The organism is Mycobacterium deserti, from assembly GCF_025345615.1.
Lineage (GTDB): Bacteria > Actinomycetota > Actinomycetes > Mycobacteriales > Mycobacteriaceae > Mycobacterium > Mycobacterium deserti.
The window spans coordinates 468,884-486,684 of the sequence record NZ_JAODWD010000003.1; the positions used below are offsets into that span (position 1 = coordinate 468,884).

22 protein-coding genes are annotated in these 17,801 nt (G+C 67.1%); 12 read left to right on the forward strand and 10 right to left on the reverse strand.

Features of this window, described 5'->3' with window-relative positions; genetic code table 11:
* Window positions 1–12 precede the first annotated feature (12 nt).
* Together N4S67_RS13620 and N4S67_RS13625 are read left to right on the forward strand one after the other, a co-directional pair.
* On the forward strand, window positions 13–528 hold the full coding sequence (locus N4S67_RS13620; RefSeq protein ID WP_260994035.1) for a dihydrofolate reductase: 516 nt from the start codon (window positions 13–15) through the stop codon (window positions 526–528).
* Complete coding sequence (locus N4S67_RS13625) at window positions 525–1,736, forward strand: winged helix-turn-helix domain-containing protein (protein ID WP_260993503.1); 1,212 nt, start codon at window positions 525–527, stop codon at window positions 1,734–1,736. Before N4S67_RS13620 ends, N4S67_RS13625 begins: the two co-directional genes overlap by 4 nt.
* A gap of 3 nt (window positions 1,737–1,739) precedes the next feature.
* Here N4S67_RS13625 and N4S67_RS13630 read toward each other — a convergent pair whose 3' ends face one another.
* On the reverse strand, window positions 1,740–2,042 hold the full coding sequence (locus tag N4S67_RS13630) for a DUF4193 domain-containing protein (RefSeq protein WP_260993504.1): 303 nt from the start codon (window positions 2,040–2,042) through the stop codon (window positions 1,740–1,742).
* Between the two features lie 105 nt (window positions 2,043–2,147).
* Here N4S67_RS13630 and thyX point away from each other — a divergent pair, with 105 nt between their 5' ends.
* From thyX to N4S67_RS13645, 3 genes are read left to right on the forward strand one after another with little or no spacing between them, the layout of a single operon-like run.
* Window positions 2,148–2,912: an FAD-dependent thymidylate synthase gene (thyX, locus tag N4S67_RS13635; RefSeq protein ID WP_260993505.1), complete on the forward strand. Its 765-nt coding sequence runs from the start codon at window positions 2,148–2,150 to the stop codon at window positions 2,910–2,912.
* Window positions 2,913–2,971: 59 nt separating this feature from the next.
* On the forward strand, window positions 2,972–3,874 hold the full coding sequence (gene dapA, locus N4S67_RS13640; protein WP_260993506.1) for a 4-hydroxy-tetrahydrodipicolinate synthase: 903 nt from the start codon (window positions 2,972–2,974) through the stop codon (window positions 3,872–3,874).
* The gene (locus N4S67_RS13645; RefSeq protein WP_260993507.1) at window positions 3,874–5,553 is read left to right on the forward strand and encodes a ribonuclease J; all 1,680 of its coding nucleotides are present in this window, start codon (window positions 3,874–3,876) and stop codon (window positions 5,551–5,553) included. Before dapA ends, N4S67_RS13645 begins: the two co-directional genes overlap by 1 nt.
* 14 nt (window positions 5,554–5,567) lie before the next feature.
* On the opposite strand, the gene N4S67_RS13650 is transcribed toward N4S67_RS13645, so the two are convergent.
* The 4 genes from N4S67_RS13650 to N4S67_RS13665 form a co-directional block, all read right to left on the reverse strand.
* Entirely contained in the window at window positions 5,568–6,443 is an 876-nt protein-coding gene (locus N4S67_RS13650; RefSeq protein ID WP_260993508.1) for an SAM-dependent methyltransferase, read from the reverse strand.
* Between the two features lie 4 nt (window positions 6,444–6,447).
* Window positions 6,448–7,260 carry a mycofactocin-coupled SDR family oxidoreductase gene (locus N4S67_RS13655; RefSeq protein WP_260993509.1) on the reverse strand — a complete coding sequence of 271 codons (813 nt, stop codon included), beginning with the start codon at window positions 7,258–7,260 and terminating at the stop codon, window positions 6,448–6,450.
* Complete coding sequence (locus N4S67_RS13660; protein WP_260993510.1) at window positions 7,260–7,574, reverse strand: putative quinol monooxygenase; 315 nt, start codon at window positions 7,572–7,574, stop codon at window positions 7,260–7,262. The genes N4S67_RS13655 and N4S67_RS13660 overlap by 1 nt, the downstream gene beginning before the upstream one ends.
* A gap of 69 nt (window positions 7,575–7,643) precedes the next feature.
* Entirely contained in the window at window positions 7,644–8,096 is a 453-nt protein-coding gene (locus N4S67_RS13665) for a DUF2834 domain-containing protein (protein ID WP_260993511.1), read from the reverse strand.
* A gap of 97 nt (window positions 8,097–8,193) precedes the next feature.
* On the opposite strand from N4S67_RS13665, the gene N4S67_RS13670 reads away from it, so the two are divergent.
* On the forward strand, window positions 8,194–10,671 hold the full coding sequence (locus N4S67_RS13670) for an FtsK/SpoIIIE family DNA translocase (RefSeq protein ID WP_260993512.1): 2,478 nt from the start codon (window positions 8,194–8,196) through the stop codon (window positions 10,669–10,671).
* Here N4S67_RS13670 and N4S67_RS13675 read toward each other — a convergent pair.
* The gene (locus N4S67_RS13675; RefSeq protein ID WP_260993513.1) at window positions 10,668–11,177 is read right to left on the reverse strand and encodes an amino-acid N-acetyltransferase; all 510 of its coding nucleotides are present in this window, start codon (window positions 11,175–11,177) and stop codon (window positions 10,668–10,670) included. The genes N4S67_RS13670 and N4S67_RS13675 overlap by 4 nt on opposite strands.
* 41 nt (window positions 11,178–11,218) lie before the next feature.
* On the opposite strand from N4S67_RS13675, the gene pgsA reads away from it, so the two are divergent.
* The 4 genes from pgsA (at window position 11,219) to pspM (ending at window position 14,023) form a co-directional block, all read left to right on the forward strand.
* The gene (gene pgsA / locus N4S67_RS13680; RefSeq protein ID WP_260993514.1) at window positions 11,219–11,812 is read left to right on the forward strand and encodes a CDP-diacylglycerol--glycerol-3-phosphate 3-phosphatidyltransferase; all 594 of its coding nucleotides are present in this window, start codon (window positions 11,219–11,221) and stop codon (window positions 11,810–11,812) included.
* A 103-nt stretch (window positions 11,813–11,915) separates the two neighbouring features.
* Window positions 11,916–12,242, forward strand: a complete 327-nt coding sequence (clgR, locus tag N4S67_RS13685) for a transcriptional regulator ClgR (RefSeq protein WP_260993515.1) — start codon at window positions 11,916–11,918, stop codon at window positions 12,240–12,242.
* 132 nt (window positions 12,243–12,374) lie between these two features.
* A complete protein-coding gene (gene pspA / locus N4S67_RS13690; RefSeq protein ID WP_260993516.1) occupies window positions 12,375–13,187 on the forward strand; it encodes a phage shock protein PspA in 813 nt (270 codons plus the stop codon).
* Between the two features lie 11 nt (window positions 13,188–13,198).
* Complete coding sequence (gene pspM, locus N4S67_RS13695; protein WP_260993517.1) at window positions 13,199–14,023, forward strand: phage shock envelope stress response protein PspM; 825 nt, start codon at window positions 13,199–13,201, stop codon at window positions 14,021–14,023.
* A gap of 5 nt (window positions 14,024–14,028) precedes the next feature.
* Here pspM and N4S67_RS13700 read toward each other — a convergent pair whose 3' ends face one another.
* Window positions 14,029–14,469 (reverse strand): limonene-1,2-epoxide hydrolase family protein, encoded by a 441-nt coding sequence (locus N4S67_RS13700; protein ID WP_260993518.1) that lies wholly within the window; start codon window positions 14,467–14,469, stop codon window positions 14,029–14,031.
* 45 nt (window positions 14,470–14,514) lie between these two features.
* Here N4S67_RS13700 and N4S67_RS13705 point away from each other — a divergent pair, with 45 nt between their 5' ends.
* Window positions 14,515–15,687 carry a glycosyltransferase gene (locus N4S67_RS13705; RefSeq protein WP_260993519.1) on the forward strand — a complete coding sequence of 391 codons (1,173 nt, stop codon included), beginning with the start codon at window positions 14,515–14,517 and terminating at the stop codon, window positions 15,685–15,687.
* A gap of 9 nt (window positions 15,688–15,696) precedes the next feature.
* Window positions 15,697–15,891: a DUF3046 domain-containing protein gene (locus N4S67_RS13710; RefSeq protein WP_260993520.1), complete on the forward strand. Its 195-nt coding sequence runs from the start codon at window positions 15,697–15,699 to the stop codon at window positions 15,889–15,891.
* 4 nt (window positions 15,892–15,895) lie between these two features.
* Here the strand turns inward: N4S67_RS13710 and N4S67_RS13715 are convergent, their stop codons facing one another.
* The 3 genes from N4S67_RS13715 to N4S67_RS13725 are packed head-to-tail and all read right to left on the reverse strand — an operon-like array spanning window position 15,896 to window position 17,792.
* Window positions 15,896–16,339, reverse strand: a complete 444-nt coding sequence (locus N4S67_RS13715; protein ID WP_260993521.1) for a hypothetical protein — start codon at window positions 16,337–16,339, stop codon at window positions 15,896–15,898.
* A gap of 42 nt (window positions 16,340–16,381) precedes the next feature.
* Window positions 16,382–17,509 (reverse strand): hydrogenase formation protein HypD, encoded by a 1,128-nt coding sequence (gene hypD / locus N4S67_RS13720; protein ID WP_260993522.1) that lies wholly within the window; start codon window positions 17,507–17,509, stop codon window positions 16,382–16,384.
* A gap of 10 nt (window positions 17,510–17,519) precedes the next feature.
* On the reverse strand, window positions 17,520–17,792 hold the full coding sequence (locus N4S67_RS13725; protein ID WP_260993523.1) for a HypC/HybG/HupF family hydrogenase formation chaperone: 273 nt from the start codon (window positions 17,790–17,792) through the stop codon (window positions 17,520–17,522).
* Between the last annotated feature and the right edge of the window lie 9 nt (window positions 17,793–17,801).

Genomic DNA, 17,801 nt, shown 5'->3' on the forward strand with positions numbered 1-17,801 from the left:
CGCACCGTGTCAATGACCGTAGGGCTGATCTGGGCCCAGTCGACATCCGGTGTCATCGGTCGCGACGGCGGCATCCCGTGGCGACTGCCCGAGGACCAGGCCCGATTCAAGGAGCTCACCATGGGCCACAGCGTGGTGATGGGGCGGCTGACCTGGGAATCTCTACCGGCGAAGGTGCGTCCGCTGCCGGGACGCAGAAATGTCGTAGTGACCCGGCAAGCTGAGTACATGGCTGATGGTGCTGACGTGGTGGCGACGCTTGACGATGCTCTTCGCCCGAGGGGCACACCCGAGGACGGCGCGTTGTCCGACGACGAGTCCTGGGTGATCGGCGGTGGGCAGATCTACGCCCTTGCGCTCGCGGTCGCCACCCGGTGCGAGGTGACCGAGGTGGAGGTCGACCTGCCGCGCGAGGACAGCGACGCGATGGCTCCTGTGCTCGACGATTCGTGGCTGGGCGCGACGGGGGAGTGGCTCACCAGTAGTTCGGGGCTGCGCTACCGGTATCACAGCTACCGTCGCGCATGACCACGCTGACGGCTGCGCAGGCGCGCCGCATCGCCGTCACCGCGCAGGGCTTCGCCGAAGCGAGACCCGCCGGGCCGGTCACCCGTGCGCACCTGCGACGGCTGATTTCGAGAATTCAGGTCTTGCAACTGGATTCGGTATCGGTCGCGGTGCGGGCGCATTACGCGCCGGTGTTCAGCAGGCTCGGACCATACGACCGCGACGTGCTGGACCGCGCCGCGTGGAGCCACACCGCGAGGTCGCCACGACTGCTGGTCGAGTACTGGGCGCACGAGGCCGCGCTGATGGCCGTCGAGGACTGGCCGCTGCTGCGTTGGCGGATGCGCGAGTACACCCACGGCCGGTGGGGCACGCACATCGTCAAGAAGAACCCGAAGCTCGCCGACGACATCGTTGCCGCGGTGGCCGAACTCGGGCCGTCGACCGCGGGGCAGATCGAGGAGCATCTGGGCGCCGAGCAGCGCGGCAGGAAGGGTCCGTGGTGGGACCGAAGCGACACGAAGTGGGTGACCGAGGCGCTGTTCGCCGCCGGCGTGCTGACGACGGCCACCCGCGTCGGGTTCGCCCGCCATTACGACCTGACGGAGCGGGTGCTCCCGCCGGATGTGGTGGCGCGGGAGATCGACGACGAGGACGCCATTCGTGAGCTGACGTTGCGAGCGGCCTCCGCGCTGGGGGTGGGCACCGAGGCCGACATCCGCGATTATTTCCGATTGGCGGCGCAGCAGGTGAAGCCGGCGATCGCGAAGTTGGTGGCCGACGGCGTGCTGGAGAAGGTCGATGTCGATGGTTGGACGGCGCCGGCGTATCTGCGAGCGGGGCAGATCGTGCCGCGGCGCGATCGCGGGACCGCGCTGTTGTGCCCGTTCGACCCGCTGATCTTCTTCCGGCCGCGGGTCGAGCGACTGTTCGGGTTCCACTACCGGATCGAGATCTACACGCCGGCACCGAAGCGTCAGTACGGGTACTACGTGTGGCCGTTTCTGCTCGACGGGCGACTCGTGGGGCGTGTCGACCTCAAGGCCGAGCGGGCGGCAGGCGCACTGCACGTCGTCGGTGCCTTCGTCGAGCCCGGTGAGCAGCCGGCCCTCGTGGCTGCGGCGTTGGCGGGTGAATTGCGCTCGATGGCGTCGTGGCTGGGTCTGGCCGACGTCACCGTCGGCGACCGGGGCGACCTGGTGGGAAGCGTCGCTGCGGCGCTGAAGTGACGGTCAGACGCAGTCGGCGCAGACCATCCGGTCCCCGGACTGCAGGGCGAGCCGGCTGTGGTGTTGCACCAGGAAGCAGCTGGCGCACGTGAACTCGTCAGCCTGCTTGGGGATGACCCGCACGGTCAACTCTTCACCCGAGAGGTCGACGTCGGGAAGTTCGATGGGATCGACCGCATCGCCGTCATCGACGTCGAGCACCGCCACGTCGACCTGACTGCGCCGCCGAGCGGCGAGATCTTCCAGTGATTCGTCGACGGTGTCGTCGGTTTCCTTGGCACGCGGTGCGTCGTAGTCAGTGGCCATTCATCACTCCTATTGCGAACAGGTGCCTGGATAACACCGAAGGGGAACGGGTTGTTCCCTGTGTGCCGGGGCTCGAAACGCGTTCCCGCAACGTTAGGGTGAGCCGTGGCCGAGACCGCGCCGCTGCGCGTGCAACTGATCGCCAGGACCGAGTTCCAGGCACCCCCGGACGTGCCGTGGAACACCGACGCCGACGGCGGTCCTGCGCTGGTCGAGTTCGCCGGCCGGGCGTGTTATCAGAGCTGGTCGAAGCCGAACCCGAAAACCGCGACCAACGCGGCATACCTCCGCCACATCATCGATGTCGGCCATCTCTCGGTGCTCGAGCACGCGTCGGTGTCGTTCTACATCACCGGCATCTCGCGGTCCTGCACGCACGAGCTGATCCGACACCGGCACTTCTCCTACTCGCAACTGTCGCAACGCTACGTGCCCGAGAACGACTCACAGGTGGTCATCCCGCCGGGGATCGAGGACGACCCCGAGCTACTCGAGATCTTCACCGCAGCCGCCGACGCCAGCCGCGCCACGTATGCCGAGCTGCTGAGCAGGCTCGAAGCGAAGTTCATGGGCGATCAGGGCGGCGAACGACGGGCCGTGCTGCGTCGCAAGCAGGCCCGACAGGCGGCGCGCGCGGTCCTGCCGAACGCCACCGAGACGCGCATCGTCGTCACCGGCAACTACCGCGCCTGGCGCCACTTCATCGCCATGCGGGCCAGCGAGCACGCCGACGTGGAGATCCGGCGGCTGGCCATCGCGTGCCTGCGACAACTCATCGATGCCGCCCCGCAGGTGTTCTCCGATTTCGACATCTACACGCTGGCTGACGGCACCGAGGTCGCCACGAGTCCGCTGGCCACGGAGGCGTGACGCCGCCGGCCCGGTCCAGTCCGCCGAAGCGTGAGGTCGAGCGGGTAATCTAAGGACCCGTGAGCACCAGCGGATTCGACGTGACGGCCCGGTTGGGCACCGTGTTGACCGCGATGGTTACGCCGTTCAAGTCCGACGGCTCGCTGGACACCGGCACTGCAGCCAGGCTGGCTACCCACCTGGTCGACGCCGGCTGTGACGGCCTGGTGCTGTCCGGCACCACCGGCGAATCGCCGACGACCACCGACGACGAGAAGGTCGCGTTGCTGCGGGCGGTCCTCGAGGCTGTCGGCGACCGGGCCCGCATCATCACCGGCGCAGGCAGCTATGACACCGCGCACAGCGTCCACCTCGCCAAGGCCTGTGCTGCCGAGGGCGCGCACGGCCTGCTGGTCGTGACGCCCTACTACTCGCGACCGCCGCAGGCCGGCCTGCTCGCGCACTTCACCACGATCGCCGACTCGACACCGCTACCCGTGGTGCTCTACGACATTCCGCCGCGGTCCGTGGTGCCCATCGAATGGTCGACGATCCGCACCCTCGCCAAGCACCCCAACATCGTCGCGATCAAGGACGCCAAGGGCGATTTGCACGGGGGCGCTCAGATCATCGCCGAGACCGGACTGGCCTACTACTCGGGTGACGACGCGCTCAACCTGCCGTGGCTGGCGATGGGTGCTGTCGGTTTCATCAGCGTGTGGGGCCACCTGGCGGCCGGACAGCTCCGAGACATGTTGTCAGCGTTCAATTCCGGCGATGTCGCGACCGCGCGCAAGATCAATGTGACACTCGGCCCGCTCGCCGATGCACAGGCGCGCCTGGGCGGTGTCACGTTGTCCAAAGAAGGTTTGCGGCTGCAGGGCTTCGAGACCGGCGACCCGCGGTTGCCGCAGGTGCCTGCGACGCCCGAGCAAATCGAAGCGCTGGCCGCGGACATGCGCGCAGCAGCGGTGCTGCGGTAGTGAACGAAGAACTCAAACCGCCGGGGCCCTTGGCCCCGGGCGGACTGCGGGTCACCGCGCTGGGCGGCATCAGCGAAATCGGCCGCAACATGACCGTTTTCGAGCACCTCGGACGGCTGCTGATCGTCGACTGCGGCGTGTTGTTCCCGACCCATGACGAACCCGGGGTCGACCTGGTCCTTCCGGATCTACGTCTCGTCGAGGACCGACTCGACGACGTGGAAGCGCTCGTGCTCACCCACGCGCACGAGGACCACATCGGCGCGATCCCGTTCCTGCTCAAGATGCGTCCCGACATACCCGTGGTGGGCTCGAAGTTCACGCTGGCCCTCGTCGCGGAGAAATGCCGCGAGCACCGCATCAAGCCGGTGTTCGAAGAGGTCGGCGAGGGTCAGAGTTCGACCCATGGTGTCTTCGAGTGCGAGTACTTCGCGGTCAACCACTCGATTCCCGGCTGCCTGGCCATCGCCATCCACACCGGTGCCGGCACGGTGCTGCACACCGGCGACATCAAGTTGGACCAGTCCCCGCCCGACGGCGCGCCCACCGACCTGCCAGGCATGTCGCGACTCGGCGATTCCGGGGTCGACCTGTTTCTGTGCGATTCGACGAACTCCGAGATACCCGGAGTCGGACCGTCGGAGAGCGAGATCGGGCCGACCATGCACCGGCTGATGCGTGGTGCTCAGGGTCGCGTCATCGTGGCCTGCTTCGCGTCGAATGTGGCTCGTGTGCAACAGATCACCGATGCGGCCGTCGCGCTCGGCCGCAAGGTGTCGTTCGTCGGCCGGTCCATGGTCCGCAACATGGGGATCGCCAGGGAACTCGGTTACCTCAAACTCGCCGACAACGACGACATCATCGACATCGCGGCGGCCGAGATAATGGCGCCCGAGCGCGTCGTGCTCATCACCACCGGTACGCAGGGCGAATCGATGGCCGCGCTGTCGCGGATGTCGCGCGGCGAGCACCGCAGCATCACGCTGACAGCGGGTGACCTGATCATCATGTCGTCCTCGCAGATTCCGGGCAACGAGGAGGCCATCTTCGGGGTCCTGGATGCATTGGCCAAGATCGGTGCGCGCGTCGTGACCAATGCGCATGCCCGCGTGCATGTCTCCGGCCACGCCTACGCGGGCGAACTGCTGTTCCTCTACAACGGCGTCCGACCGCGCAATGTCATGCCGGTGCACGGCACCTGGCGAATGATGCGGGCGAATGCCGCACTGGCGCAGCGCACAGGGGTGCCGGAGGAGAACATCGTGCTGGCGGAGAACGGCGTCAGTGTCGACCTGGTCGCGGGCCGGGCCTCGATCGCCGGCGCGGTACCGACCGGAAAGATGTTCGTCGACGGTTTGGTCACCGGTGATGTCGGCGATGCCACACTGGGTGAACGGCTGGTCTTGTCATCGGGTTTCATCGCGATCACGGTGGTCGTTGACCGTGGGACCGGAAAGCCGGCAGCGCAGGCCCATCTGCACTCGCGCGGGTTCTCCGAGGATCCGAAGGCGCTGGAGCCCGTCGCGATCAAAGTGCAACAAGAGCTGGAATCCCTTGCCGCGAACAACATCACCGAAGTCGCGCGCATCGCTCAGGCGGTCCGCCGCGTGGTGGGCAAGTGGGTCGGGGAGACCTACCGCCGGCAGCCGATGATCGTGCCGACCGTCATCGAGATATAGCCGACGTTCGCCGGCTACATCTTCTCGGCGTACGCCGTCCACTCGAGATTCGACGCGCTCAGCGTGCGACCCGCGGGCCCGAGGTAGTGACGCTGGTAGAAGTCGGCCCCCGCCTGTTCGACGAGGCGCCAACCGTATTCGGCGAGGAACGAAGCAACGTCGGCACTGTCCAAGCCGAACTTCCACACCTGCTGACGTTGCCTGAACCGCTTGTACAAGGGCCCGGCGTCGTACAAATTCGCTCCGTCGATGAAGTCCCTGCGGACGTAGGTGAACGCCAGCCGGCTGCCCGACGCCGCTGTCTGCATGGCAGTGAGGGTGGCCCGGACCGCGTCCTCGGTCAGGTACTGCGTCACGCCCTCCCAGATGAAGAACGTGCAGTGCTCGGCCCGGTAGCCGTGACCAGTCAGTGTGCCGATCAAGTCGTCGCGTTCGAAATCCAACGGCACCAAATGAACCGACGGGGGCACCGATCCGATTGCGTGCTCTACGGCCGCCTTCTTCCTCGCGATGTTCACAGGAAGGTCGACTTCGAAGATCGGGATGTCGGACCTACGCGCGAGCCCGTAGGCCTTCGTGTCCATACCGGCGCCGAGAATCACGACACTCTCGATCGAGGCCAGCGCCTCGGCCAACCTGTCGTCGATGTACCGCTTGCGGCACGTGATGATCGACCACGCGCCGGCAACGGTTCTCTCGCCCGCCCACACTGTCAGGCGACGCAACGGCCGCCATCGCATGGCGCGGACCAGCAAGCGCTGGCCGGACGGCACGAACGATCCGGCGAGATCGTCGAAGACCAGGCGGCGTTCCGGTGGCTCGTATTGCTCGATGGCCACCTGCACCATCGGGCCGAAGGCGGTCTCGGCGGCGGGATCTCGTCGGGCCATCGGCTCAGCGCTTGTTGACCGAACCTGCGTCGACCGGCAGCGCGACCCCCGTGATGTAGCGGGCGTCGTCTGACGCCAGCCACGCCACCGCGTTGGCGATGTCCTCCGGTTGCAACACCTGCACCGGCAGCGCGTTGCCCATGTCCTGCGGTGACTTCTCGGCGATGCTGCCGAGCCACGCGCGCGTTGCGTCGTTGTTGATCATCGGTGTGTCCACACCCGCTGGATGCACCGAATTTACCCGAATACTGTGCTTAGCCAACAGGTTCGCGTAGAGGCGCATCAGGCCGACGATGCCGTGTTTGGCCGCGACGTAACCGATGGCGCCGGGGTCGTCGCTGCCGACGCCGATCAGCCCCGCCACCGAACTGGTCAGCACGATCGATCCGCCGTCGCCCTGCGCGACCAGGTGTGGCGTCGAGACTTCGACGGTGTGGTGTACACCGGTGAGGTTGACGTCGATCACATCGCGCCAGCCGTCGGCACCCGCCTGCATCGGCGCGATGCCGGCGTTGGCGACGACGATGTCCAGCCGGCCCAGCTCATCGAGGCCCGCCTGCAGCGCCTTGTTCAACGCATCCTGGTCGCGAACGTCGGCCTGCTGCGCCACGATTCGCGCTCCGGTGTCCTTGACCAGCTTGACCGTCGCGGCGAGATCCTCGGCGGATGCCAACGGATAGGGCACGGAGGCGATCTGCTCGCAGATGTCGACGGCGATGATGTCGGCTCCGTCGGACGCCAGCCGCACCGCCTCCGCGCGGCCCTGTCCTCGTGCGGCGCCCGTGATGAAGGCGACTTTTCCCTGCAAGCCTGCCATCAGGACCGGATCTGGCCTTTGGCCGGGTCGCCGGCGACCACCGGCTGCAGCATTTTGATGTCGGGCGCACCGTCGAGATGCTCACCGACGGTGCCGAACAGCGTCGCGACGGCCGGGGCGGTGCTGTGCGTCTTCAGCGCATCCTCGTCGGCCCACTGCTCGACGAACACGAAGGTGCCGTTGGCTTCGTGGAGCGCGTACAGCTGGCAGCCTGGCTCGTCGTGCACCGCCTCGATGGCCTGCTTGCACGCCTCGCGAACCGTGTCGACCGATTCGGGCTTGGCTGTCATGGTGGCGACGACGACGACGGGCATGCGCGAGAGCTCCTCGATGAGTTCCGGGTTGGACGAGTGCTCAGCCTACTCACGGTCACTCGACTGACGTCAGACCACGTCGACCCAGAACACGAATGCCGCGGTGGCGATCGACAGGGCGACCAGACCTGCTTTGTCGCCGATCGTCAGCGGTGTCGACGCCGTCCTTGCGATTCGCACTTCGCGGGCGATGAGGAACAGCGGGAACGTCACGCTTATCGCTACGACACATCCGCCGATGATGTACGCCCAGACGAACGCGACGCCGTGCTTGCGGGCCTCGACGACCATCAGGATCGCCGCGGCGAGCAGGAACAAGGCGATATCGGCGGTGATCGACCTCGCGGCCGCGTTCGCCTTTGTGTCAGCCCAGAACGCGACGAGGAACTGGCCGCCACGGTCGGAATAGGCGAGATTCTGGCTCCACGTCGCGATCAGCGCCGCGAGGCTGATCGCCGCGTACAGGGCGCACAGCACCTTGCTGGACGTGGGAAGGCTCGCGGTCTGGTCGGTTGTCGTCATTTCGCACGCTACGTCGCGTGCGAGTCTCGATCGATACGAATCTGTGACCCGTGTGGCAGATGGTGATTTTGGGGCATCTGCGACTACGCTTGCACGCATGGCTAGTAAGACCGTTGCCCGCTCGGGCGCCCGTTCGAGCAGGTCAAAGGCGGGCACTCGGGCTGGGTCCCGCGCGACACCCCGCCGCAAGCCCGCGCCGCGGCGCACTGCGTCGCCGGTTTCGTCCGCCGGCGCGACAGTGGGACGCGGAGTCAGGGCAGGTTGGCTGATGCTGGCCAAGGGCGCCGGGTCGACGGCGCGCTCGGTCGGCCGGGCCCGTGACCTCGAACCGGGCCACCGGCGGGACGGTATCGCGCTGGCCCTGCTCGGCTTCGCCGTGGTGATCGCGGCGAGCTCGTGGTTCGATGCCGCCCGCCCCGTCGGGGAGTGGGTCGACACGTTTTTTCGGGTGCTGATCGGTTCGGCGGTCCTGCTGCTGCCCATCGCGCTGGCCGCCATCGCCGTCGTGCTGATGCGCACCGAACCCGATCCCGACGCGCGGCCGCGACTGATCCTCGGCGCCGCGATGATCGCACTGCCCGCGCTCGGGCTGTGGCACCTGTGGGCCGGCTCGCCGGTCGACCCGACCGAACGGCAGCACGCGACGGGCTTCATCGGGTTCGCGATCGGCGGCCCGTTGGCCGACGGACTGACCGCGTGGATCGCGGCGCCACTGCTGTTCATCGGCGTGCTCTTCGGTGTCTTGTTGGTGACCGGCACGACGATCCGCGACGTCCCGTCGACCGTACGGACCCTGTTCTCTGCTCGAGCATTCCGCGGTGAGGACTACGACGAGGACTATTACGACGACGAGCCCGACGTCGTGCGCGAGCCCGAGGACTTCTCCGACGGCTATTACGACGACCCGGCCGCCCAGCATGATGAGGCGCAGCTTTGGCCGGCCGGCACTCCGATGGACAACTACCCGATCGAGGACGAGGCGCCGACGATCCCCGAGCCGGCGGTGCGGCCCCGGAAGAAGAAGCCTGCCAAGCAGCAGCAGACGATGTCGCTGGATCGGGTCGTCGACGGGCCGTACACGCTCCCGTCGCTGGACTTGCTGGTCGCGGGCGACCCGCCGAAGAAGCGCAGTGCGGGCAATGACCGCATGATCGAGGCCATCAGCGAGGTGCTCGACCAGTTCAAGGTCAACGCCTCGGTCACCGGCTGCACCCGCGGTCCGACCGTCACCCGTTACGAGGTTGAACTGGGCCCCGGTGTCAAGGTCGAGAAAATCACTGCGCTGCAACGCAATATCGCCTACGCCGTGGCCACCGAAAGCGTTCGAATGCTCGCGCCGATCCCCGGCAAGTCCGCGGTGGGCATCGAGGTGCCCAACGTCGACCGTGAGATGGTGCGGCTGGCGGATGTGCTGACCGATCCGGGGACCCGCGGGGACCACCACCCGTTGGTGATCGGACTCGGAAAGGACATCGAGGGCGAATACGTTTCGGCGAATCTCGCCAAGATGCCGCACCTACTGGTCGCGGGTTCGACCGGTTCGGGCAAGTCGAGTTTCGTCAACTCGATGCTGGTGTCGCTGCTCGCGCGGGCCACGCCCGAAGAGGTCAGGATGATCCTGATCGACCCGAAGATGGTGGAACTGACGCCCTACGAGGGCATCCCGCACCTCATCACACCGATCATCACGCAGCCGAAGAAGGCCGCCGCGGCGCTGGCCTGGCTGGTCGAGGAGATGGAGCAGCGCTACCAGGACATGCAGGCGTCGCGGGTGCGCCACATCGACGACTTCAACAAGAAGGTGCGCTCGGGGGAGATCACCGCACCACTGGGCAGCCAGCGCGAGTACAAGCCGTACCCGTACGTCGTCGCGATCGTCGACGAGTTGGCCGACCTCATGATGACCGCACCCCGCGACGTCGAGGACGCGATTGTGCGCATCACCCAGAAGGCCCGAGCGGCGGGCATCCACCTGGTGCTGGCCACCCAGCGTCCGTCGGTCGACGTCGTCACCGGTCTGATCAAGACCAACGTGCCCTCGCGGCTGGCGTTCGCGACGTCGTCGCTGACCGACAGCCGCGTCATCCTCGACCAGCAGGGCGCCGAGAAGCTCATCGGTATGGGCGACGGACTGTTCCTGCCGATGGGCGCGAACAAGCCGATTCGGCTACAGGGCGCCTACATCACCGACGAGGAGATCCACGCCGTCGTCGAGGCCACCAAGGCGCAGGCCGAGCCGGAGTACACCGAGGGCGTCACGACGGCCAAGACCACCGGTGAGCGGACCGACGTCGACCCCGACATCGGCGACGACATGGATGTGTTCCTGCAGGCCGTCGAACTGGTCGTGTCGAGCCAGTTCGGGTCGACGTCGATGCTGCAGCGCAAGCTGCGGGTTGGGTTCGCCAAGGCGGGTCGGCTGATGGATCTGATGGAGACCCGCAACATCGTCGGGCCGTCGGAGGGGTCCAAGGCCCGCGAGGTGCTGGTCAAGCCCGACGAACTGGCGGGAACGCTGGCGTTGATCCGCGGTGGGGCCAATGCCGATGGCAGCGAGGATGACGAGGAAGACTAGAGCGTCAACAGCATTCGCGTGTTACCGAGAATGTTCGGCTTCACATAGGACAGGTCGAGGAATTCGGCGACGCCGGTGTCGTAGGAGCGGCACATCTCCTCGAAGACCTCGGCCGTGACAGGTGTGCCGTCGATCTCCGCAAAGCCGTGCCGGGAGAAGAATTCGACTTCGAAGGTGAGCACGAAGATGCGCTGCAGATGCAGTTCGCGCGCCACGTCCAGCAACCGGTCCACGATCGCGTGCCCCACGCCACGGCCCTTGACTTTGGGGTGCACCGCCACGGTGCGCACCTCGCCGAGGTCGGACCACAGCACGTGCAACGCGCCGCAGCCGATCAGTTCGCCGTTCAACTCGGCGACCCAGAACTCCTGCACGGCCTCGTAGAGCGTGACCAGGTTCTTCTCCAGCAGGATCTTGCCGGAGTAGATGTCGACCAGAGCTTTGATCGCGGGAACGTCCGAGGTTCGGGCGCGCCGGACGACGACCCGATCGGACTCTGCGCTCACAGGTGGAGAATATCGGTTCGGGCAACGGATATTCTGTTGCGGTGCCGGGCCAACCCCATACCGATCCGGTGGTTCCGCGTGCTCGCGTCGCGAACATTGCGAACATGCTCACCGGCGTGCGTTTGGCGTTGGTTCCGGTGTTCCTGGCCGCCCTCTTCGTCGGCGATGGCCATGAAACCTTCTGGCGGGTAATCGCTTTCGTGATCTTCACCGTCGCCGTGCTCACCGACCGGCTCGACGGGGCGCTCGCGCGCAGCTACGGCATGGTGACCGAGTTCGGCACGCTGGTCGATCCCATCGCCGACAAGGCGCTGATCGGTGCCGCGTTGATCGGGCTGTCGATGCTGGGGGACCTGCCGTGGTGGCTGACCGTGGTGATCCTGGTCCGTGAGATCGGAATCACGGTGCTGCGGTTCGCCGTGCTGCGACGTGGCGTCATCCCGGCCAGCCGCGGCGGCAAACTCAAGACCCTTGTTCAAGCCGTCGCCATCGGGCTTTTCGTGCTGCCGCTCTCGGGTGCCTGGCTGGCCGGGGCGTGGGTGATCATGTGGGTGGCCGTCGTGCTGACGGTGGTCACGGGCGCGGATTACGTCGTATCCGCGATCAGGGACTCCCGTACCCGACCGGCGTCCTGACTGGAGTCCGTCGAGGCTCGCAAGTGATCTGCGCAATTCGGGAACCATCCTGACAAGTCGCAGCGTTGCCCTAGTACTAAGCAACACTGGGAAGGAGTGCACGATGACGGCATTGCTGCGCGAGGTGATCGGCGACGTGCTGCGTCGTGCCCGCACGGATCAGGGTCGCACCCTGCGCGAAGTGTCCGACTCGGCCCGGGTCAGCCTGGGTTACCTCTCCGAGGTGGAGCGCGGACGCAAAGAAGCGTCGAGCGAGCTTCTGGGTGCCATCTGCACCGCGCTGGATGTCCCGCTGTCGCGGGTGCTCTCCGATGCCGGCGAGCAGATGGCCACCCAGGAGCACAAGGCGTTCCTGCGTGCCAGCGCGGCCAACATCGATGCGGCCACCAAGGTCGTCATCCCGCAGGTCGTGTCCCTGGCGGTGGCCTGAACCGGTTTCGTCGGACGCGGTGGACGAGCCGCGTTGATGAGTCCACACGTACCAGGTGTGGCGATATGCGCCGACCCGATAGATTGGGCGGCACGAAAGCCGCACACCGATACGAAGGCGGAGTGAACTGACATGGCCAATCCGTTCGCCAAGGCGTGGAAATACCTCATGGCGCTGTTCAGCTCGAAGGTCGACGAGTACGCCGACCCGAAGGTGCAGATTCAGCAGGCCATCGAGGAAGCGCAGCGGCAGCACCAGGCACTGACGCAGCAGGCGGCTCAGGTCATCGGAAACCAGCGCCAGCTGGAGATGCGACTGAACCGCCAGCTCGCCGACATCGAGAAATTGCAGGTCAACGTCCGGCAGGCGCTGACGCTGGCCGACCAGGCCACCGCCGCGGGTGACGCCGCCAAGGCCACCGAATACACCAACGCCGCCGAGGCGTTCGCCGCGCAGTTGGTGACCTCGGAGCAGAGCGTCGAGGACCTCAAGGGTCTGCACGACCAGGCGCTGCAGGCGGCGGGTCAGGCCAAGAAGGCCGTCGAGCAGAACGCGATGATGCTGCAGCAGAAGATCGCCGAGCGCACCAAGCTGCTCAGCCAGCTCGAACAGGCCAAGATGCAGGAGCAGGTCTCATCCTCGCTGCGGTCGATGAGCGAACTTGCGGCCCCGGGTAACACCCCGAGCCTCGACGAGGTGCGCGACAAGATCGAGCGCCGGTATGCCAATGCCATCGGGTCGGCGGAGCTCGCTCAGAACTCGGTTCAGGGTCGGATGCTCGAAGTGCAGCATCAGAGTGTCCAGATGGCCGGGCATTCGCGACTGGAGCAGATCCGCGCGTCCATGCGCGGTGAGCAGCTGCCCGCGGGCGGCGCGCCGGCCGCCACCCCGGCAACCCCGGCCAGCAATCCGCAGGCAACGCCGGAAAACCCGCTCTCGCAATAGGTTTTTGGCATATGGCAGTGAAGACACCCGGAGGCAGGCCAGAAGCGTGGCGCTCGTTGGTGCAGCGCGGGGTCGACACGGCCGCTGACTGGTCCGACGTCGTGGCCAACAAGCTGAACGCGGCGGCCGATCCGCGGGCCAAGTTGCTGCGCAAGCGGCGCTGGGCGCTGCGCCTCGGGGTCTTCTTCGCCGTCTCCAGCGTCTTCTGGGTGGGGGTGACGGGGCTGCTGGCCTCGTGGAGCACGCCGGTATGGGCGCTGTTCATCCCCGCACCGATCGCGGCGGGCGCGGCCTTCCTGGCGACGTTGTGCTTCCTGCGTTATCGCTGGCTGCGCGGCGAGCCACTGCCGCCGCCGCGCTCACGCGCCACCCGGCGCCTCCCACCGTGGGGTTCTGCTGCGCGTCAGCCGATGGCCGCGCTGGCGGCATCGGAGCGCGGGTTGTTCTCGCTGCTGGGCGTCATGGAGCGGGGCCGGCTGCTGCCGGCAGACGAATTCCGCGAGCTGACCGCGGCGGCCAACCACACCGCCGCCACGATGGCCGCGACGGCCAACGAGGTGGTGTCGATGGAGCGCACCATCGGTTCCGCGCCGCAGGCGCGGGCGCATCTGACCCCGACGATCCAGGCGTTCACCGCCCAGCTCGAACACGGCGCGCGTCAGTACAACGAAATGGTCGACGCCGCAGCGCAATTGGTGTCCGCCGCCAACACCGGATCGATGTCCAGCTCACCGATGGCCCAGCAGCGTTACCGCGATCAGCTGTCCGACGCCACCGATCGGCTCGTGGGCTGGGCCCAGGCGTTCGACGAGCTCGGTCACCTTCGCGGGGCGTAAGCCGTCTACAGAGAAGCCCGCAAAGACGGGAACACCGTCGCGGCCAGTCCGCGCGCCGTCGCCTTGAGGAAGTCCAGAACGTCGAAATAGTCGCGCCACAGCGTGATTCGACCCGCGTGCACCTCGAAGGTCCCGCACACCCAGAACTGCAGGCGCAGCGGCCCGAACACCAGTGCGTCCGTGCGTTCGGTCAGCACGGCATTGCCTTCGGCGGCGATGCGGTGGATCTTGACCTCGAAGCCGGCCTTGCCCTCACCGCGGCGGAAGATGGCCATGATCCGCTTCCGGCCCCGCAGGGTGGGCCATCCGACGTTCTCCCAGACGATGTCGTCGGACATCAACTCCTGCGCGGTGTCGAAGTCCTCGTCCTGCAGCGCGTAGAGGAAGGTCTCGACCGTGCGCGCATTCTCGACGTCGGACAGGGGAGGGACAGTCTGGTCGGTCATGGCCTCCAAGCCTAGTGGCGGGGCGCTGTGGCAGGGTAGGCCCAAATGCGCGTCGCAGTGGTCGCCGGGCCCGATCCCGGGCACGCCTTCCCGGCGATCGCCTTGTGTCGCCGTTTCCTCGCCGCGGGCGATGCCCCGACCCTGCTGACGGGCACCGACTGGCTGGACACCGCCCGCGCCGTAGGCCTCGACGCGGTCGAACTCGCCGGCCTGGACCCGACCGACCTCGACGACGACACCGACGCCGGCGCCAAGATCCACCAGCGGGCCGCGCGCATGGCGGTGCTCAACGTCCCACGCCTGCGCGACATCGCGCCCGAGCTCGTCGTCTCGGATGTGATCACCGCCGCGGGTGGGCTGGCCGCCGAGCTGCTTGGCCTGCCGTGGATCGAGCTGAACCCGCATCCGCTGTACCGCCCGTCGAAGGGACTGCCGCCGCTGGGCAGCGGTCTGGCGCCCGGCGTCGGGCTCAAAGGCCGACTGCGCGACGCGCTGATGCGGGCGCTGACCGCCCGGTCGTGGCGCGAGGGGCTACGTCAGCGCTCCGCTGTACGCGTCGAAATTGGTCTGCCGGCAGACGATCCCGGCCCGCTGCGGCGCCTGATTGCCACGCTTCCCGCGCTGGAGGTGCCCCGGCCCGACTGGCCGCGCGAGGCCGTCGTCGTCGGTCCACTGCATTTCGAACCGACGTCATCGGTATTGGAGGTTGCGCCCGGCTCCGGTCCCGTCGTGGTTGTTGCTCCCTCCACTGCGACGACCGGCGCACGAGGGGTCGCCGAACTGGCACTCGAAACCCTCGTGCCGGGGGAAGTCCTGCCGGAAGGGTCGAGGGTTGTGGTGTCGCGGCTGGGCGGCGCGCACGTGGCGGTGCCGCCATGGGCGACGGTCGGCCTCGGTCGGCAGGACGAGCTGCTGGCGCAGGCCGACCTGGCTATCTGCGGTGGAGGGCACGGGATGGTGTCCAAGGCGCTGCTGTCCGGTGTGCCGTTGGTGGTGGTTCCCGGCGGTGGCGATCAGTGGGAGATCGCCAATCGCGTTGTGCGTCAGGGTAGTGGGCAGCTGGTGCGGCCGCTGACGGCCCCAGCGCTCGCGGCGGCCGCAGCGGAGGTGCTCTCGTCACCGCGCTACCGGGAAGCCGCGCAACGGGCCGGCGCGTCATCGGCGGACGTTGCCGATCCGGTACGGGTGTGCCATGACGCGTTGAAGGCGTCGGCGTAAGTTGGCCGCGTGCGGTTGACGGAATTTCGTGACCTCGTCGAGGGCCAGTTCGGGTCTGTGCGAGGCACGTCGCTTCTCGTCGACCATGTGTTGACTGCGCTGGGCGGGCGGACCGCGCAGCAGGCCATCGAGGACGGAGTGGATCCGCGGGACGTCTGGCGGGCGCTGTGCGCGGACTTCGACGTCCCACGCGATCAGTGGTGAGCCGCTAGCGCTTGTCCTCAGCGCGACCGGTACCCGCGGTGTGCGACGGGCCCGCCCGGTCGTCATCGCGGTCCGACTCCGGCATCTGCGACGCGGGCTGCTCGTCGGCCGGCGATGCGGTGGCCCCGCCCGGCGTATCGTCCGGCGACGCGGCCTTGTAGTCGGTATCGGTGACGGGCTTGACCGCCCCGCCGGTCCGTTCCCCACCTTCGTCCCCGCCGTCGGCCGGCTTGGCCGTGGTCTGTCGGCCCTCGTAGGGCGGTATCGCCGGTTCGACGTCTTTCGGTGGCTCGTTGGTGAAGCCCGTCTCGAAGTCGGGCTTCCCGCCGTCGTCGTGTGTGGGAACGGACTCGTCGCCCGTGTAGGTGCCCGACGGCCGGTCCACCGGCCCGCCCGATGGTTCGTCTGACCCGGTGCCGCGCGTGCCCCGTTCTTCCGGTTTCGTCATGACTGCTACTCCTCATCCTCGCCGCATCCGCTGCGGCGACGTCTAGGCGCGCTGGCCGAGCACCAGTGCCGTTTCGCGGTGCAATCGGCCGAAGTTGTAGTACGCCGCACAGGCACCCTCAGGAGAGACCATGCATGTCCCGATCGGAGTCTCGGGCGTGCACGCGGTGCCGAACACCTTGCACTCCCACGGCTTGATCACACCTTTGAGGACCTCACCGCATTGACACGCCTTGGGGTCGGCCACCCGCACGCCGGGCATCTCGAATCGGACTTCCGCGTCGAACTCGGCGTAGTCGCGATGGACCTTCAGTGCACTTTGGGAGATGAAACCCAGTCCGCGCCACTCGAAATGCGGCCGCAGCTCGAACGTCTCGGCCATCAGCTTGAGCGCCTGGGTGTTGCCTTCGGCACGTACCACCCGCGTGTACTGGTTCTCCACCTCGCAGCGCCCTTCGCGGATCTGCTGCAGCAGCATGTGCACTGAGGCCAGGATGTCGAGTGGCTCGAACCCGGCTACCACCATCGGCTTTCGGTACACCTCCGGGACGAACCGGTACGGCCGAAGGCCCACGACCGTCGAGACATGGCCGGGCCCGAGGAATCCGGACAACCGAAGGTCGGGCGACTCCAGGATCGCTTTGATCGGCGGAACGATCGTCACGTGGTTGCAGAACACAGTGAAGTTCTGCACGCCCAGGGCGCGGGCGCGCACCAGCGTCACTGCGGTGGACGGGGCTGTCGTCTCGAAACCGACCGCGAAGAACACCACGTGTTTGTCCGGGTTGTCGAGCGCGACTTTGAGCGCGTCGAGCGGCGAGTACACGAACCGCACGTCGGCCCCGCGGGCCTTGGCCTCGATCAGGCTGCCCCTGGACCCGGGCACCCGCATCATGTCGCCGAAGGTCGTGAAGATGACGTTTGGCTGCTCGGCCAGCCACATCGCGTCGTCGACGCGGCCCATCGGGATCACACACACCGGACATCCTGGGCCGTGCACCAACTCGACCGTTTCCGGTAAGAGGTGTTCGATGCCGTGCCGATAGATGGTGTGAGTGTGGCCGCCGCACACCTCCATGAACTTGAACTCGTCGGTGCCGGCGAGTTCGGTGATCGATTTGACCAGCGCACGTGCGGCCGCCGGGTCGCGAAATTCGTCTACGAACTTCATGTCAAGCCTCTCAGGCGATTTCGCAGGAGTTGAAGGCTTCGATCTCGTTGGCGTAGTCGGCGCCCATCTTCTGCACCTGGTCGAGCGTCAGTTTCGCCTCGTGTTCGTCGATCTTTGCCATCGCGAAGCCGACGTGCACCAGCACCCAGTCGCCGATCCGAAGGTTGTCGTCGGCCAGAAGGCGCACGCTGATGTTCCTGCGGACGCCGTTGACATCGACTTTGGCCAGCGACTGTTCGGCGTCGACGATGTCGACTACCTGACCGGGAATGCCCAGACACATGTCGTTCTC